A 17,457-nucleotide genomic window follows, 5' to 3' on the forward strand; every position below is an offset into this window, starting at 1 on the left:
CCCCGTTTCGTTAACGCTCCCGCGCCTCAGCGCGTGCTGTGTCAGTTGAAAGCCGTCTCTCTTACTCACCGTCCCACCGCCCCTGCGCCGGCAGGCATGTCGCATCCCAGCAGATCGGCAGGAGCCTCGGCCCCGTACTCCTGCACCCATCCATTCTCAAAGCCCAGTTTCTCAAACGCATCGGTCACGCGCCCGTATTCTCTGGCGGTGACCGTTCGGTCCCATCCGAGTCGACCGAGCGCGTGATGCGTCGGCGTGTACTGCGACATCACGCTGATGTGGATGTCCACACCCACATGCGCCGCCAGCCAGTGCAAATTGTCAACCGCCTCGTCGGCGCGCCCAGGTAGCACCAACAAGCGGCAAATGACGCCTCGTCGCGCTGTGCCCGCCGCATCCACCTCCAGCGGCCCGAGATGGTCCCAAAACCACTGGACACACGCCCGCGCGACCTCGACATACGTGTCGCATGCGGAAGCCTCTCGGGCCGTCTCGTTGCGCGCATAGCGCAAGTCGACCAGCGCGATATCGAGGAGGTCGGCATAGGCCGACAACGTCTCCGGCAGCTCAAAACCGGATGTATTATAGACAAACGGCAGACGAATGCCAGCCTGAATTAACGGACGTGCCGCCTCGCGTATCCACGGGAGCCAGGGCGTAGGCGAGACGAGGTTCCAGTTGTGGCACCCCTGCTCGGCGATCGAGCGCATCCGGGCGGTCAAGCCGGCCACCTCCAGGTCCTCTCCAAGCCCCCCCTGGCTCCAGGGGTGGTTCTGGCAGTAGATGCAGCGCAGGGTGCAATGCGAGAAGAAGAGTGTGCCCGAGCCTCGCGTGCCGGAAATCGGCGGCTCCTCGCCAAAATGCGGCCCGTAACGGAACAGCCTGGGCACGGCACCCGCCCGGCAGAAGCCCGTCTCCCCGGCGAGCCGGTTCACCCCGCACCGGCGCGGACAGAGTGCGCACGCCGCCGCTGCGGCGTCAGGTGCGGATTCCCCGTGAGCGGTCGAACCCCCAGAGTCATGAATGGTTGTCATTCTGTTCATCGCGGCGCACGCTTTGTCTGATTCGTCGAAAGGGGTGTGATTCATTTTGGGTTCATCACGCTCACGCTCATCAAACCAATGACGACTTCCTGGGAGAGCGTTTCCAGCGTGACGTCTTTCACGTCCACATCGGGGCGCAGCTTGTGGCCATAGACCATGGCCCGGCAGTTCTCGCCGAGTTGGACGTGCGGGGGCGGCGTCTTGGGCAAGGCGAAGCCGTCCCGCTTGTAATCATAATCTACGCGGCCGAACCCGCAGAGCGACCAGAAATTCAGCGGCGGCACGAGTTCGAGTGTCTCTTCCTGGCCGTCGGTGTACCGGAAGCGCAGCACGGCGTTGACAATCCTGCCCTGCATCGGATTGGTCGAACCACAGACGAGCAGCCACAATGCGTCGCCGCGCGCATTCACCGGTACCATCACGGATTTTGGCCAGTTGTCCCAGAGCGACGTGAAGGCGATGTTCTTCTCCGCGCCGATCGTGCCGAACGGTACGCCTTGCGGCGTCGTGACCGGCTCGCCGGGCTTGGCGAGTTTGACTTTCGGTGTCGCAATCTTCCACGGCGTGAACGTCCACGCCCGCCAGCCGTCGTACCCGATCCGCATCGAACAGGTGTTCGGGCGCGGCGACCGGTATTCCTGCTGGAAGATCGTCCGCACATCGCCGTTAAAGCACCCGGAGATGTCGAGCGTCTTCCACGTCGCGCCAGCCGGGACGATCATGGGTTCGATCACGGGCGCGACGGCGCGGACTTTGGTGACGTGATAACGCGGCACGTCGCCAGCGACGGTCTCAAGCACCAAACCGGGCGTACTTCCGGTCTTCTCGGCGACCGGGAGCGAAACCATCGGGCCGTCTGTTTCGATGACGACATCGGCTGTGCTGCACGCCGGCACGTCCACGAACAACGCGCCGTAACCGGCCCACGGTTCGAGGCGATACGTGGCGGACTGTCCGTTGACGAGCACCTGTTTCACTTTCGCCGCGCGCACGGGCAACCGAAACTTCATCGCGGCCGGTTTGGTGAGCGTGACCTGATACCGGTTTTGCCGGTAGGACAACGTAAAATCGGGGGTGCGGATCGAGGCGTGATCCCATGCGGACGGAAACGCCGGCTCGATGCGGACAATGGCGTTCGGGTAGTCGGGCCGGTAACCGAACAGACCCTCGACCACGGCGCGGGCGAACTGTGTGGTGATATCGTTGAAATCAATGCCGCAGTTCGGGTGGCTCAGTCCGCCGGGCGAACGGATATTGATCCGGCCGCTGACACCAGCCTCGTTGCTGAAGCCGCTGCGCGGCGACGGGTCGCCGTACATCGATTGCAGCATCGTGCCGCGCAGGAGGTCCCAGCCGGTGTCACCGATGCCGCCGAGAAAATAGCCGAGGGCCATCGCGAAGTTGTCGCCGTGGTACAACTCGCGGATGGACCACTGGCCGGGCACGAAGTTGGATGTTTGCCGCATCTCGCCGCCGAACGGGAACAGAAACCGCTCCATCGCCCACTCGGTGTAGTCCATCGCGCGCCACGCCTGTTCGGGCGTCGTCATCCCGGCTTCGATGGGGACGTGCTGGGCGTAGATCCAGGCGTCCTCGTGGACGCGCTGGTGCCCGCCCTGTTCGATGTGCGAGGCAAAATGACCTTTGTCCTTCAACCAGAGCACCCGGTTCAGCGCGGTGTGAATCGTGTCCGCCTGGGCGGTGTATTTTTTCGCAGCGGTGTTGTTGCCGGCGCGTTGCTGCATCTCGGCGGCGGCCCGGAAGCCATAATACATATAGGCCGACTGGTCGCTCGTGCCGCCGCCATTGAACCAGATCGAGTCATTCGGCCAGGTGTTGTTGTAGCTCTCGTAGAGGCCGTCGCCGTCCGGATCGTAGCATTCGCGGCAGCGTTGCAGATGGAGTTCGAGCATCGGCAGCAGCCGTTTTTCGAACGCCGGGTCCGCCGTCGCGCGCCAGGCGCGGACGGCTTCGTCAAAGAACTGCGTCTGAAACTCGTAATGAGGCACCATCGGGTAATTGAGAAAGCCCGTCCCGAAGAACCGCGAATTGCCCGACTGCTGGCAGCCGTTGGCGGAATACTCCGGCTGGGTCTTCTTGTCGTCGCGTTTGACCTGTTTCGAATCCCAGTGCGCCAGCGCCGTGGCCACGAGATCGTGCCAGCCGTAGTTGATCGCGCCGCCCATGGTCCGCCAGCCGGGAATCGGGTAGCGCCACATGGAGCCGCCATGCACGAAACACGGCTCGACAAACAAGCCCAGCACCGCCGCACTCGACGCCGCGACACCCGCATCGAAATACGGGTCGGGCGTTTCGACCACGACGCGTCTGCCGACCGCCACGACGCGCGCCAAGCCGTCGGCGAATTCCGTGGCTGGCTCGCCCAGCTTCTCGCCGTCCGCCACGACCGCGATGAATTGCGGCTTGTCCGACAACGCCGTCCAGAAAACGATCCCATTGCCGGCGCCGGTCCTGGTCAAGTGATTGCGGTTCTCGAACGCGAGGCGTTCCTGGTTCTGGACCGGATCGGAGAGTCGGATTCCTTTGACCGGTTCACCCTTGCCATCCCGCCCGAACACGCACCACGCCGCCCCGTCACCGGGTTGTGATCCTTCGACAATGAGGCGGGCCGTGAATCCGTTTGCATCGGCGAGCGTCGTGCCGGTGAGCCGCACCGTCATTCCGGGGAACCGGGAATCCGACAACTCCCACTCCATCCGCCCCGCCCGGTACCGCGCGACCCGCTCGGCGAAATGATGAAGCCACACGCGCGTCTCACCGCGTTGGATTCCGAAGAACGCCATCCCCATCGGCCCGTTGAGCGACGGCATCTCGCCAGCCAGCACGACCGCCATCCGGCGGTTGCAGTACAGCGGACGGTTATTCCAGACATCGCCGTTGCGCACGACGATAGCGTCCCCCTCGGGGTGATAGACAAGCCCCGGCAACGGCTCGACAGCGCCACCCGGGCTCTTCGTCGCCAGCAACAACGCCGTCACGGCGACCAGCGGGAGATGACGATTCGTCATTGCTATTTTGACGCCTCCGAAAGATTTTCTTGGGTAATCAGTTTGACCGGAGCGAAGATTTCGCGCTGGCTGACGTCGTCGAACTGCAGGGGCTGTTTCTTCAGCAACTTATCGGTCAATTCGGCGCTGATGCGCCCCATCTGTTCGGGAAACTGAGCCACGGTGGCGGCCATCGTGCCGGCGCGAATCGATTCAATCGCCACGCCATCGGCGTTGAAACCAATCACCAGCACCTGAGCGGTCTTACCTGCTTCAGCCACGGCTTGGGCCGCGCCGACCGCCATGGGATCGTTTTCGCAAAACACGGCCACCAGGTCGGGCGTTCCGGCGAGGACGTTCTTCATCTTCGCATAGCCCTCTTCGGTCTTGCTGTGGGCCGACAGTTCGGCCACCACGGTATAGCCGTTGCTGGTCATCAACGCCTTGAACCCTTCGCCGCGCCGGATCGCGTAGATGGCCGAGGGCTCGCACTTGAGGATCGCCACGTTACGGCCGTTGCCAACTCCGAGTTTGTCGACCACATATTGACCGGCGAGCTTGCCGCCGCCAAAGTTGTCGGAGATGATGATTGCATGATAGGGCGTGCCACCGCCGCCGATATCGTTAATCACGACGGGAATTTCCGCCTTCTGCGCCGCGTCCACCACGGCGCCGAGTGCGTCGGGCTTGATCGGGCTGACAATCAGCGCGGCCGCACCCTGATTGATCAGGCTCTTGCAACCGGAGACCATCTGCAACTCATCGCTTTTCTGGTCATGCAACTGGTAGCCATAGCCGAGTTCCTTCGCCCGCTCGCGCGTCCCTTTTTCCATCATCTGGAAAAACTCATACTTCATATCGTAAACTGAAAATCCGATGATCTGCTGTTGGGAGGACGATTTGGAATCGCCACATCCTGCGGTCGCCAGAACCAGAGCCACAATCGCCAGTGCGCCTGTCGTTTTCATCATACGCTCGCTTCCTTTCGTTGTTGTTGCCGCCTTTTTCGCCAGTCTTCGACCTGTCCGCGCAGGTAGTTCATCGAGAATGCAGCCACGAGTACACCACCCACAATAATCTTTTGCACGTACGGATTAACCGCCAGAAATGAGAAAGAACACTGCAACGTTGCCAGCAGCACTGCGGCTGCGGCCGTGTTGATCACGCTGCCCTTGCCGCCGTCCAGCGACGTGCCCCCGAGCACGACCGTGGCGATCACGTAGAGTTCAAACTCCACGCCGCGCCCTGGCTGCGCCCCGCGCAACAGCGAGGCCTGCAAGACGCCTGCAATCGCGGTGAACACGCCCACGAGCGCGAAAACCGCCAGGGTGGTACGCGACACCGAAATGCCGGCCGCACGTGCCGCTTTGGGCGAATTGCCGACGGCCTGGATGCGTCGCCCCAGGGGGTGCCGGTTCAAGAGCAGCGTCCCGAGCACGGTCAGACCGACGAACACTAAGAAGACGACCGGCACACCCGCCAGATCGCCGTTGGCCAGCGACAAAAACCACGCGGAGTCAAGACGCTGATCTTGTCCGCCCGACAACATAAAGGCCGCGCCGCGATAGACGTACATCATCCCCAGCGTGGCAATGAACGCCGGAATCCGCAACCCGGCCACTAAGGCGCCGTTGAGCAGCCCGCACCCGGCGCCCGCCAGCGCCACGATGATCACGAACCCAGCCGTGCCAACGACCGGCTGCAGGTGCGGCGCCCAGGTCACGGACGCGACGCTTAACAGCGCCAGCAGCGCGCCAATAGAGAGATCGAAGGCGCCGAAGATGATGCACAAGGTCATGCCGATCGCCGCGATTCCGATGTAGGCCGAATCGCCCAAAATGCTCAGCACGTTGGACAGTGCGGCAAAGCGCGGATTGGCCGCCGATACGGCGAGAAAGAGGAGCGCCAGCGCGGCGAACACCGAGCGCTCGCGCCAGTCCAGAGCGGCCGACACCCGCCGTCCGAAGGCTGTTCGGGGTTCGTTCATGCCGCCTCCTTCCGTGCGCGGCGCACCCCATCGAGTGCCAGCGCGGTGAGGAGCAGCAGCCCGATCGCGAGGCGCTGGTATTCGTCCTTCACGTTGGCCAGATCGAGGCCGATCCGCATCACGCCCAACAGCGCCGTGGCCAGCAGCGTCCCGCCGAGATTACCAAGCCCGCCCCGCAGCGCTGTCCCGCCCAGCAAAACCACCGTGATCGCTTCCAGTTCGAAGGAGACACCCAGATTGCATCCGCCAATGGCCAGTTGGGAGGTGGTGATCGCCGCCGCCACTGAAGCCGTCAGCGCCACATACGCAAACACGAACAGCGTCATCGCATTGACGTTCACGCCCGAGGCCCAGGCCGACGTGGCGCTCGATCCCACTGCACGGAGACGCAGCCCCAGCGGCAGCCGGTAGTAGATCAGTGCGCTCAATCCGTAGGTTCCGGCAACCAGCAGCGCCAGCCAGCCCCAGTGTGCCAACACCTTCACCGCAGGCACGTGCACCAGATTGGCATCCTTGCCGCCACTGATCCAGAGCGCCAATCCGCGCCACAGCAGCATGGTTCCCAGTGTGGCTATGAACGCTTGGATCTTCAACCGTGTCACGATCAGACCGTTAACCAAGCCCGCCGCGCCCCCCATGGCCAGTCCCGCCACCATGGCGCCGGTCAGACCGAGATGCGGCACCAGCACGCCGATCGTCACACTCACCAGCGCCAGCAACGCGCCGATCGAGAGGTCGAACACGCCACAGGTGATGGCCAGCGTCATGCCGGCGCCCGCAATGGCGACGGGCGCGCTGGTCGAAAGCAGATTCAGCGCCGTGTACCACGACCGAAACCGGGGCTGCCCTGCCGCCAGCGCCACGACGGTCACACCCAGAATGGCCAGCAGTCCATAGCGGTCCCACCACCGCCAGAAGCGCGCCTCGTTCATGCCGCACCTCCCATTAGTCCGGTGGCGCATTGCATGATGCCTTCCTCGCTCATCGCGTCACGCGACAGGTTGCCGGTGAGCCGTCCCTGATACATCACCAGGGTCCGATGACAGACCTCCAGCACTTCCGGCAGATCGCTGGAAATCAGGAGCACGGCGACGCCCTGCCGGTTCAACTCGCGCAGCAAGGCGTAGATCTCCGCTTTCGCGCCGATATCCACGCCGCGTGTCGGCTCGCACAGGATCAACACCCGGCAGCCGGTTGCCAATACACGCGCGAGCAAGACCTTCTGCTGGTTGCCGCCCGACAGCAAGCGTACGTCTTGGTTCGGCCCTGCGTAGCGGATCTGCATCGAGGCGGTGTGCCGCGTCAACTCCGCCTGCTCGGCTGCGGCTGGCAACCACCCCACGAGGCGCCACGCCAGCCGCCGCAGGATCATGATCGTCGCATTCGCGCGTACGCTCATCTGCGCAAAGATACCCTCGCTACGCCGGTCCTCCGACAGAAATCCGAGTTTTCGGCGGATTGCCGCCTGTGGCCCATCCGCGGGCAACGGTTGCCCCAGCAGGTCCACCGAGCCGCAGCCGTAAGAACACAGTCCAAACACGGCGCGCGCCAGTTCCTCCCGTCCGCACCCGGCCAACCCGCACACCCCGAGTGTTTCGCCGGCATGCAGATCGAACGACACGTCTGCGAACACACCCGGCAAGCCCAGTCCCTGCACCCGCAGCACCACCTCGGTGCCAGCCTGATCGGTACGTCGGGTGTTTTCCTGCACGTCGCGCCCCACCATGAGCCGCACGATCGCCTTGCGGTCGAAGTCGCACAGGGGGCCGCCGCCGACGACGCGGCCATCGCGCATGACGGTGATCTCGTCGGCCAGATCGAAAATCTCCTTCAGGCGGTGTGAGATATAGACGATTGCGCGCCCTTGTTCCCGGAGGCGGCGAATGATCCGGTACAACACCGCGACTTCGTGCTCGGTCAGGGACGACGTCGGCTCGTCCATGACGATGACCTGCGATTGGCGCGAGATCGCCTTGGCGATTTCGACCATCTGCCGGTCTGCCAGCGCCAATTGCTCCACCGGCACATCCACCGGTATGCGCATGCCCATGTCTTCGAAAAGTGCCGCCGTGGCCCGCGCCATGGAGGCGCGATCCGTCCACACGCCATACCGGCGTGGCTCCCGGCCAAGGTGAATGTTCTCGGCGGCCGTCAGGTGCGGCGCGAGATCGAGTTCCTGGTAAATGACGCTAATGCCGGCCAGGATGGCCTCATGCGGGGAACGGAATTGCGCCGGTTTCCCGGAAACTCGCACCGTTCCGGCATCCGGCTGATACACGCCTCCGAGCACCTTCATGAGCGTGGACTTGCCGGCCCCGTTCTCGCCCACCACGGCATGCACCCGGCCCGCGCGAACCGCAAAATCCACCCCGTCCAGCGCCAGAACGCCTGGGAATGATTTGCGAATGCCATGTGCCGCCACCAGCAGCGATTCATCTGTCGTTGTTCGGGTCATAAAAAACCGTCATCTTAACGATCCCCGTTTCAACAGTAAAGAGAATATAGCGCGCGTCCTCGGACGTAAAGGTGACCCCGGGGACGGGCTCCCTCGCTTTGTCGCCAGCCCAAACGATCCTGTCGTTCGCCTCGATGCGCGCAACCGTCCGCCCCTCTTTGGGTATGCCGACGAGGGCCGTTGTCTTCGGGGGAGAGACCAGCTTGATCGTAAACGTTTCCCCGTCGCGCGCCAGGTCCAGCAGGATGTTCCCCTTGACGGTGGGGATCACCGTCCGGATGGTCGTGAGTGTTCCCATCTGCGGAAGGACGTGAAAAACCTCGTAGGCCGGCTTGACCGGCGCCACGCCTGCCGCGTATTGCGAAAGCATCGTCAGCGGCCCGCCGCTCCACGCATGGTTGTAGGTTCCGCCGCCAAAGCCCTTCTTGCCGATCCCCCAGCCCTCCCAGAGCGTGGTGTATGGGCTGTCCACCATCTCCTGGTACCGCTTCTTCATCCGCTCCAGCCCGGCCGTCGCATCGTTCATGAGGTAGAGGGCCTCGAGAACGTACTTCTCCATGTAGGGGCTCGCGTTGTGGTGATTGGTCAGGACGGCGCGGATCGCCTCGAACTGATCGGGCCCGGCCAGCCCCGCCACCACGGCCAGCGCGTTCCCGCGGTCGTCGGTTTCTTTTTTATACGCGGGCGACCGGTATTCCTTTCCGTTCCAGAAGGTCGCGTTGAAACCCTTCTTGATCGCCGCCATCCGCGTCTGCCACTCGGGGATGTCTTCGGGCCGTCCGACGAGCGTGGCCATCTCCGCCGCCCCTTGCAGAGCCAGATGGTACCACGCGCTGTCCAGCAGCCGCACGTCGATGTTATTTCCCCAATCGCCCCAGTCCCAGCCGCCAGCGCGGTGGATGACCAGCCCGTCGGCATCGAGCTTCCAGATGTTGAGGTAGTCCTTCACGCGCGGATAGACCTCGCGTATCGTCTCCGCGTCACCGGAATACAAATAGTAGGTCCAGAAACCGTACCGCCCGACGCTGGCGAGCATCTGGAGCGGCAGTTCCTTATTCGCGGAGCCGGAGGGGACGGGAGAGTAGATCGTCTTGTCCGGGCGCTGCCAGTTCATGAGTTCAAGGATAGCCTTGCGGGTGAGCGTGTAGGCTGAGGGATCGAAAACATAGAAGACCTCGCCGAGCTCGTTGACGACATCGCCCCACCACTGGGCCCGTTCGCGGTCGGGACAGTCCATGTAGGTGTCGCGCATGGTGATGTAAAGGGTGCGGCGCGCTTTCTCCCAGAGCGTGTTATAGAAGGGATCATCGCACCAGAAGGAGCCGATGGACTCGGCGTCGAAACCCGTCTCGCGGTATTTCAGGGCGAGAATCTTCACGCCCGCCGGGATCGTATAGCGGACCGAGTGGCCGTTCATCCAGCCGAGGGACTCGTATTCCTGGACACCCTCGCGGGTCACATACTCGGCGCGGACGTTCGGTTCAGAGCCACCCTTGTAGTTATCCGTGCGGATGTCGATCGTCACGCCGGCGGGTGCATCGATCTGGAGCATCGGCGTGACTTGCGCGTTGTAGGGCAGCTTTCCCGTCACGACCCCGCCCTTCGCGACCGCAGGGATCGCTGCGGCGTTGGTGTAGTGCTTCAAGCCATAGTCCTTCCAGAACGGGATGGGACGTCGGACCAGCCGGCCCCAAGGCGCGGACGGGGGCGGACCGAACTCAACCGGCGCCTCCCACATCTCGTCGTCGTAACTCGGTGCCGTCCAGCCGGCGATGTCGTTCCGGGCGTCGAAGCGAATGTTGGGCTCGGAGAGGCGATAGTTGGGCTTCTCTCCGGCGACAGGCTCGTACGCGGGATGCGCCCGCGCCTTCCACGTGCGGTCGGTCCTGAGGGTCGTGCCGCCGAGAGCCGCCTCGAAGACGAAGCCGGGCTTCCCGCTGCTCTGGTGGGAGAAGCCGTGCTTTCCCCAGTACCACGCGAGAACGGCGATCGTGTTCGGGCCCGGCGCGAGGTGCGGGGCGAGGTCGATTTGGTCGTAGTAGCCCTCGCCCGGCGCGGGGCCGCGCTTGAGCCCCCCTTCAAACACGACGAGGGTGCCGTTGACCCAAAGCCAGTATTTCGAGTCCACGGCGATGCGCGTCACGGCGGAGGGGGGGACCGCCTCTAATGCAAAGGTCTTGCGATAACAGGTCCACCCAGCGGCTGACGGCGCGGGCGGAGAGATCCAAAGCGCCGTCCACGGTTTCTCGGGGACAGGTTCCGACCCTTGGGCGCTCAACGCCCCGCGCGCTACGATCAACGATCCCAGACAGATGCCGAGCACCCATCGCCTGACGGCAGGCACAGGCTGGAGCCATCCGCTTGAGAAAAAATCGCCAGTCGGCTGCCCTGGCTCCACACGAGCCGAAACCATTCGAGAACCCGTCTCCCTTCGCAAGGTGAAGATCAAGAACATGGATTTCCTTATCGTCAGGGTAAATGACCGAAAAACGCGCGCGTAACTCAAATAATAAGGGTAGCCAAATTTACGTGCGTCGGCAAGTCAGCAATTCAAATTTTGATCGCATCCGGCCATTCGAAATCGCTATCGGTATCGGGGTCGCATTTCCATCTATTCCGTTCACCCCGATTTCGATTTGGATCCCGATAGCGACGCCCATCATTGGCGTTGCTGGGATTTGGGTGCAACAATCTTGACGTTTATCCCAGCTTCTGCCATGATTTCTCCTTTGCTATTGTTGCGTGCGCGGTAAACCACGCCGCTCCATATCGTCGGTCTCAATTGGGAATCGAAGGGGGATGAGAGATGAAAGACAGTCACATGGGTAGACGAGACTTTATGAAGTTCACGGCGGCGAGTGTTGTCCTGGCCGCCTCATCCACGGCAACTGCGGGTGCCGAAACGCTGCTCTTGCCCCGACCCAGGGATAGCAGGGAGAATCAGGACGAAATGATCTCGGACTCGGTTGACGTGCTCGTGGTCGGCGGCGGAACGGCGGGAACCATCGCGGCCATTCAGTCTGCCCGAGCGGGAGCGAAAACGCTCATCGTTGAGCGAGGCTCCCAACTGGGCGGGACCATGACCACAGGCGGCGTGGCTTTTCCCGGCCTTTTCGATGCTTGGGGTAAACAGGTGATTGCGGGCATCGGCTGGGAATTGGTCAAGGAGAGCGTGGCACTGGATGGCGGAACGTTGCCCGATTTTTCGAAGGTGCCGCAGAGTCACTCGATGAATCAGGTGAAAGTGAATCAGTTTCTCTACACGATACTCGCAGAAGAAAAGTGCGAGCAGGCAGGCGTGCAACACGCCTATTACGAATTTCCTCAAGCCATCACCCGAACCGCTGCGGGCTGGCAGGTCGATTGTGCGGGGTTCGGCACCCGGCGGCGGGTTCTGTGCAAGCAGGTCATCGATTGCACGGGTGGCGCCGAGGTGGTCGGCCTGCTGAATTTGCCGCGGCTTCGTGAAGAGGAGACCCAACCCGGATCGTTGCTCTTCTGTCTGGGCAGCGCTTATCAAGTCGGCCGCGCCGGCGTAATTGACAAACTGTATGTCCATGGGGCAGATTCTACGAACTCCCGCACGGTGACGGCGGCCAATCTGAAAGGGCGCAAGGATCTGCTTGCCAAAGTCCGCTCATCCAAAAAACGATTGATGCATCTGCAACCAGAGGCCAGCTTCCGTGAAAGCTACCGCATTCAGGGCGAAACGCTGATCACCGTCGATGATTACACCTCAGGGCGCGTGTTTGAGGACGCCGTGTGTTACGCCTTTTACCCGGTGGACTTACATACGAAAAGCGGTGTCAAACCCAAACCGTTGGCCCGTGGCAAGGTGCCGACGGTCCCTCTGGGCGCGCTGGTGCCGAAAGGAAGTTCCAATATCCTCGTGGCCGGCCGGTGTGTCTCCAGTGATCGCCTTGCCAATTCAGGACTGCGTGTCCAAGCCTCCTGCATGGCGATGGGACAGGCCGCAGGCGCAACCGCCGCATTGGCCGCGCAGCAGAATACCACGCCGATCAAGGTCGCGCTGAAAGATATTCGGGACATGCTCGACAAACATGGCGCGATTGTTCCTGTTGTGTCCACATAGTAGGGTTTTGGGAAAGAAGAAATGACAACCGAAACCACACGGTACGAGCGCATGGTGCGCGAATGGGTGCTGGGAAAACTGGGCAGGACCTTCAAGGAAGGAGCCGGGAGACTGAAGTTTCCCTTCATCGATCCGGGTGGCGGCTATGAGGGCAACCTCTGGGACTGGGATTCTTTCTGGGCGGTCTATGCCACCCTGAACTTACTCGATAAGGACGGATGCCTGGCTGGCAAGGCCAGGGCGGATACCGGACGCCCCTGGCTCGATTATGCCGAGGGGAACATTGCCAACTTCTTTGACCGCCAGGAAAAGGATGGCTATCTGCCTCCCTCCTTCGTGACGTGGATGCAAGAGGAGTCTTATGAGATTGTGAAACATCGCGAAGGCGAGATTCACAACATGCACAAGCCGTTTCTCGCCCGGCAGATGGCGCTCGTTTCCGGATGGAAGAACGACAAGGGGTGGGCCGCCCAATACAAGGATGGCCTGGCAGCCTACTTCACGCGCTACGAGGCGGACTATTTCAACACCCGCTGCGGACTGTATGTCTGGGCCGACGATGTGATGATCGGCATGGACAACGATCCGGCCACGTTCGGCCGTCCGCGCTTTTCCACGGCCAACCTGTTTCTGAACTGCTTCATGGTTCCCGAGTTGCGCGCCGGGGCGTCGCTCTTTGCCGCCTGGGGGGACGCGGCGCATGCCGCAGCTTTGCGGGAGAAGGCCGACAGACTGTCCGCCGCCATCCGGGCGGAGTGCTGGGATCGCCGGGACCGGTTTTTCTATTCCGCGGACGTGGATATCAAGACCCGCTCGTATCACTGGTACCACAAGGGGCTTGGCGTTTTCTGGAAAACCCTGCCGATCAAGATTCGCGTCTGGAGCGGTTTCCTTCCGATGTGGGCGGGCATCGCCTCGGCGGAGGAAGCGGCCGCGCTGGTGGATCTGCACGTGCGGGATGAGAAGACGTTTATGGCTCCTTACGGAATCTGCTCGCTGGCGATGGACGAGAAGATGTTCGATCTGCGGGAGACCAACAACCCGTCCAACTGGCTCGGGCCGATCTGGTTGGTCGCGCAGTATTGCGTCTTTCGCGGCCTGATGCGCTACGGGTATCGTGAGCAGGCGACGGATCTTTGTGCACGGACGCTGCGCCTGCTCGGGCGTGACCTGGAGAAAACCGGTACGCTCCACGAATACTACAATCCGTTCACCGGCGAACCGGTGATGAACGGCGATTTCGTCAACTGGAACGTGCTGGCCCTTAACATGGCGGATGAACTGCGCGGAAAGCCATCCATGGAGGATCTGATTTGCAACTAATCCCTGAGCACTGGCAGAGGAAACAGAGCATGGCGATCGCTTCATGTTTGATGTGCCCAAGGACGCCCAGGCCGCGACTGTCATCATTCAGGAGATAAACCATGCTGAGAATCTTTTCTCCCCATCCGGCGCGGTGCTGGCAGTGCCTCGACGGCACTTGGTCTCATTTCTTTCCACAGAGCGGCACGACGCTCTCGGCTGACGGATGGCGCGATGGATGTCGCGTCGATCTGGAAGTGCCCGGCTGCTGGGATCCGGACGTGGGGCGGCTTGTGGAGTGGCGGGGACAGGGGGTTGCACGCCGCTCGTTTGTGATGGACCGGCCTGGACCGGCGATTCTGCGGTTTGGCGGAGTCGGCCATACCGCTACCGTGTTCGTGGATGGCCGACCTGTCGCTGCCCATCATGACGGGCATACTGCGTTCGAAGCCGTGGTAGCGCATCTGACTGCGGGCGAGCATGACGTGCTGGTGCATGTGGACAGCGGGTTCGGTCCGGCATCCGGCCTCAATATCCCGAACGATTACTTTGTCTATGGCGGGCTGATCCGCCCGGTGGAACTGCATCAGCCGCGCCGCGTCCCCTGGCTTCGGCGGGTGGACGTCACGGTGACCCCGCGCGCTGGCGGCGGTTGGCGCGTGGATGCGATTGCGCGTTTGGCCAACCCGGAGGATGCCGCCGTGAGCGTCGATCTCTCGGTCCGACTTTGCGGTGTCGAGGCGCGCGCGGCCGTCCGCGTGGCGCCGGGCGGAAGTGACGAGCGGCTAAGTCTTGAGTTGCCGGCCACGGCGGCGTCATGGTCGCCAGCCGCGCCGGTGCTGTACTGGCTCGACGCCACCCTGGCCGATGCTGGCGGGGTGTATGATGGCTGGCGTGATCGGATCGGCCTGCGCGAGATCCGGTGCGAGGGAGACCGCCTGCTGCTCAACGGCGAACCGATTTTTCTCTGCGGGGTCAACCGTCATGAGGACCACGGCGAACACGGCGGCGCGCTGCCGGTGCGCGCGATGCGGCGCGATATCGAACTCATCCGGCAACTCAACGCGAATGCCGTGCGCACGAGCCATTACCCCAACGACGAGCGCTTTCTTGACCTGTGCGACGAGGCCGGGCTGCTCGTCTGGGAAGAGAACCACGCCCGCGGGCAGGGGCTGGATCAGATGCGCCATCCGGCCTTCCGGCGGCAGGCGCTGGATAGCGCGCAGGAGATGGTCGAGCAACATCGCAATCACCCCTCTATCATCCTCTGGGGCGTCATGAACGAGTGCGCCAGCGAGGCGCCCGAAGGCCGCGACATGTACGCCGAACAGTTTACGGCCATCCGCGCGCGCGATCTGACGCGCCCCACGACCTACGCGAGTTGTCGCCATGGGAATGACATCTGCCAGGATCTGCCCGACGTGTGCGGATGGAACATTTACCCGCAGTGGTACCACGACGGCGATCCGGTGGCCGAACTCAACGGGCTGCTCGACCGGTATCGCGCGCCCATGGGACGGAAACCCGTGATCGTGAGCGAAGTGGGTGCTGGCGGGATACCCGGGCTGCGCGATCCGTTGCGACGCTCGAAGTGGTCGGAAGACGGCCAGGCCGAAATTCTCGGGCGTCAGCTCGACGGCCTGCTGTTTCACCCGCGGATCTGTGGCGTGTTCATCTGGCAATTCTGCGATGTCCGTGTTGACCTCGCATGGAACGCCATCGGGCGTCCCGGCGGGATCAATGACAAGGGGCTCGTGGACCGGTGGCGACGGCCTAAACTGGCGTTTTCGACTGTCGCTGAGCGCTTCGCCCGTCACCGGGACGAAGCCAGGTAGCCGCCTCGAAATCTCCGGTTTCTGAGTGACGCCGAACTTGACAGCGCCAGTCCGATTCCGCTACAGTCGCGCGGTGATCAAAGTTTACCGGGTGAGGGCTCGCAACTCATCAGGCGTCTCCGGGCCTTCCAACCGTGCAGGCCCCGTGCAGGTCAGGCGACTCTGCAGGGTGGACGAACTTCAGGATTTATCGCGCACGGATGCGAAATCCGCCGGTTTGGAATTGAACAACGACTATAATGCGCTCTATGCCGAATATCTTTTCCGCGTGAAGGGCAATACCAACGAATGGCTAACCTACAAAACCGCCGTTCCCATGGACTCGGTGAAAATGACCGCTTTCTTTGCGGCCTCGGTCACCGATCTGGTCTTGCAGGTTTCAGGTGATGGGATCATATTTACTGATCTTGTGCCTGTGAAAAAGGTGCGCGTTCTGCCCAAGCTCACCATGGGCGCCGCCGCTGGCAAGAACCGGACGATGGTTGAATATCAATGTGCAGTACCGGTGGACAACCGTTACCTGAAGGTGCTGTGGAAAGGGCCGGCGGAACTTGACCGCGTGGAAATTTACCATCGTTGAATGACGGCCGAAGGCCCATCCCTTGTCTGATGGCCCGATTTCAGAACCCCCTGTCGGTGCTCCAGTCCTTGCACAACACCTCGGCTTGTTCGAGAACCAGTTCCGTCGCTCGCGCCTGCATGTCCGGTGGATAGCCGTACTTGCGCAGCACCCGTTTGACGAGGACACGAATGTGAGCCCGGGCATTCTCCCGCACTTGCCAATCAATGGTAACGCTCTGCTTCACCCGGTCGACCAGTTCCTGGGCAAGGAAGCGGAGCTTTTCATCGCCGATGACCTGCTTGGCGCTCGCGTTCTCGGCCAGCGCGTCGTAGAAGGCTACTTCATCATCCGACAGCCCCATCTTTTGCCCGCGAGACTCGGCCAACCGCATCTCCTTGGCGATGCGGATCAGTTCGTCAATGACCTGAGCGGCCTCCAAGGCACGGTTCTGGTACTTACGGACCGCCTGTTCCAGCATCTCCGCAAACGAACGGGCCTGCACCACATTCTTGCGCATCCGCGTCTTGATCTCGTCGTTGATCAGCTTCTTCAACAGTTCGAGAGCAAGGTTGCGCTGCGGCAATCGCCGGACGTCCGCCAGGAACTCGTCTGACAGAATGGAAATGTCCGGCTTCTCCAGCCCGGCGGCCGCAAAGATGTCCACCACCTCGGTCGAGTAGACGGCCCGCGAAACAAGCTGCCGGATGGCCGACTCCATGTCGTCCGGCGATTTCTCGCTCTCGGACATCGTCACCTTGATCAGTGCCGAGCGAATCTCCTGAAACAGACCGATCTCGTCTCGGACAGCCATCGCTCGCGGATTCGGCACCGCCAGTGCGAATGCCCTGGAAAGGTCGCCGACAGCGTGGACAAAGCGCGTCTTACCCTCATCCATGCTGAGCACGAACTCCATCGCCTGTGCCACGCCGCTCATGCGTTGCGCGGGGGCAGCCTTCAGGATGGCCGTGTAGTCGAAGCCGTGCAGCAGATCGCACACGACCTCGTACTTCTCAGCCATGACTGCCGCCGCCTGTTCCTGGTCAACGGTAGCCTGCCCCTTGCCGCCGCTGGCGGTGTAGGTGTGCAGCGCGTGCTTGAGGGCGTCGGCGATCCCGAGGTAGTCCACCACAAGGCCGCCCGGCTTGTCTTTGAACACGCGGTTCACCCGCGCG

Annotated in this window: 12 protein-coding genes; 4 read left to right on the forward strand and 8 right to left on the reverse strand. The window is 62.4% G+C overall.

Going from position 1 to position 17,457, the window contains the following annotated elements; all coding sequences use genetic code 11:
• Positions 1–65 precede the first annotated feature (65 nt).
• The 7 genes from FJ222_03475 to FJ222_03505 are packed head-to-tail and all read right to left on the reverse strand — an operon-like array spanning position 66 to position 10,948.
• Positions 66–1,043 carry a radical SAM protein gene (locus FJ222_03475; GenBank protein ID MBM4163486.1) on the reverse strand — a complete coding sequence of 326 codons (978 nt, stop codon included), beginning with the start codon at positions 1,041–1,043 and terminating at the stop codon, positions 66–68.
• A gap of 41 nt (positions 1,044–1,084) precedes the next feature.
• Positions 1,085–4,072, reverse strand: a complete 2,988-nt coding sequence (locus FJ222_03480; protein MBM4163487.1) for a hypothetical protein — start codon at positions 4,070–4,072, stop codon at positions 1,085–1,087.
• Between the two features lie 2 nt (positions 4,073–4,074).
• Positions 4,075–5,022, reverse strand: a complete 948-nt coding sequence (locus tag FJ222_03485) for a sugar ABC transporter substrate-binding protein (GenBank protein MBM4163488.1) — start codon at positions 5,020–5,022, stop codon at positions 4,075–4,077.
• Positions 5,019–6,038 carry an ABC transporter permease gene (locus FJ222_03490; protein ID MBM4163489.1) on the reverse strand — a complete coding sequence of 340 codons (1,020 nt, stop codon included), beginning with the start codon at positions 6,036–6,038 and terminating at the stop codon, positions 5,019–5,021. The genes FJ222_03485 and FJ222_03490 overlap by 4 nt, the downstream gene beginning before the upstream one ends.
• Entirely contained in the window at positions 6,035–7,000 is a 966-nt protein-coding gene (locus tag FJ222_03495) for an ABC transporter permease (GenBank protein ID MBM4163490.1), read from the reverse strand. The genes FJ222_03490 and FJ222_03495 overlap by 4 nt, the downstream gene beginning before the upstream one ends.
• The gene (locus FJ222_03500) at positions 6,967–8,493 is read right to left on the reverse strand and encodes a sugar ABC transporter ATP-binding protein (protein ID MBM4163491.1); all 1,527 of its coding nucleotides are present in this window, start codon (positions 8,491–8,493) and stop codon (positions 6,967–6,969) included. The genes FJ222_03495 and FJ222_03500 overlap by 34 nt, the downstream gene beginning before the upstream one ends.
• The gene (locus FJ222_03505) at positions 8,471–10,948 is read right to left on the reverse strand and encodes a glycoside hydrolase (protein MBM4163492.1); all 2,478 of its coding nucleotides are present in this window, start codon (positions 10,946–10,948) and stop codon (positions 8,471–8,473) included. The genes FJ222_03500 and FJ222_03505 overlap by 23 nt, the downstream gene beginning before the upstream one ends.
• A gap of 495 nt (positions 10,949–11,443) precedes the next feature.
• Between FJ222_03505 and FJ222_03510 the strand changes: the two genes are divergently transcribed.
• From FJ222_03510 to FJ222_03525, 4 genes are all read left to right on the forward strand, one after another.
• A complete protein-coding gene (locus FJ222_03510; protein MBM4163493.1) occupies positions 11,444–12,586 on the forward strand; it encodes an FAD-dependent oxidoreductase in 1,143 nt (380 codons plus the stop codon).
• Between the two features lie 21 nt (positions 12,587–12,607).
• Positions 12,608–13,909: a trehalase / alfa-L-rhamnosidase / mannosyl oligosaccharide glucosidase gene (locus FJ222_03515; GenBank protein ID MBM4163494.1), complete on the forward strand. Its 1,302-nt coding sequence runs from the start codon at positions 12,608–12,610 to the stop codon at positions 13,907–13,909.
• Between the two features lie 101 nt (positions 13,910–14,010).
• Complete coding sequence (locus FJ222_03520; GenBank protein ID MBM4163495.1) at positions 14,011–15,723, forward strand: hypothetical protein; 1,713 nt, start codon at positions 14,011–14,013, stop codon at positions 15,721–15,723.
• Between the two features lie 169 nt (positions 15,724–15,892).
• On the forward strand, positions 15,893–16,303 hold the full coding sequence (locus FJ222_03525; protein MBM4163496.1) for a hypothetical protein: 411 nt from the start codon (positions 15,893–15,895) through the stop codon (positions 16,301–16,303).
• Between the two features lie 40 nt (positions 16,304–16,343).
• Here the strand turns inward: FJ222_03525 and FJ222_03530 are convergent.
• Positions 16,344–17,457 (reverse strand): DUF3387 domain-containing protein (locus tag FJ222_03530; GenBank protein MBM4163497.1); only part of this gene is annotated, 1,114 nt, incomplete at its 5' end.

It is taken from the genome of Lentisphaerota bacterium, from assembly GCA_016873675.1.
Classification (GTDB): domain Bacteria; phylum Verrucomicrobiota; class Kiritimatiellia; order RFP12; family JAAYNR01; genus VGWG01.

What these genes read in the sequence shown, in the direction of transcription:
- FJ222_03505 (MBM4163492.1), bottom strand. Translation starts at nt 10,948, where the DNA reads ATGTTCTTGATCTTCACCTTGCGAAGGGAGACGGGTTCTCGAATGGTT.
- FJ222_03485 (MBM4163488.1), bottom strand. Translation starts at nt 5,022, where the DNA reads ATGATGAAAACGACAGGCGCACTGGCGATTGTGGCTCTGGTTCTGGCG.
- FJ222_03475 (MBM4163486.1), bottom strand. Translation starts at nt 1,043, where the DNA reads ATGAACAGAATGACAACCATTCATGACTCTGGGGGTTCGACCGCTCAC.
- FJ222_03495 (MBM4163490.1), bottom strand. Translation starts at nt 7,000, where the DNA reads ATGCGCCACCGGACTAATGGGAGGTGCGGCATGAACGAGGCGCGCTTC.
- FJ222_03490 (MBM4163489.1), bottom strand. Translation starts at nt 6,038, where the DNA reads ATGAACGAACCCCGAACAGCCTTCGGACGGCGGGTGTCGGCCGCTCTG.
- FJ222_03520 (MBM4163495.1), top strand. Translation starts at nt 14,011, where the DNA reads ATGCTGAGAATCTTTTCTCCCCATCCGGCGCGGTGCTGGCAGTGCCTC.
- FJ222_03515 (MBM4163494.1), top strand. Translation starts at nt 12,608, where the DNA reads ATGACAACCGAAACCACACGGTACGAGCGCATGGTGCGCGAATGGGTG.
- FJ222_03500 (MBM4163491.1), bottom strand. Translation starts at nt 8,493, where the DNA reads ATGACCCGAACAACGACAGATGAATCGCTGCTGGTGGCGGCACATGGC.
- FJ222_03510 (MBM4163493.1), top strand. Translation starts at nt 11,444, where the DNA reads ATGATCTCGGACTCGGTTGACGTGCTCGTGGTCGGCGGCGGAACGGCG.
- FJ222_03480 (MBM4163487.1), bottom strand. Translation starts at nt 4,072, where the DNA reads ATGACGAATCGTCATCTCCCGCTGGTCGCCGTGACGGCGTTGTTGCTG.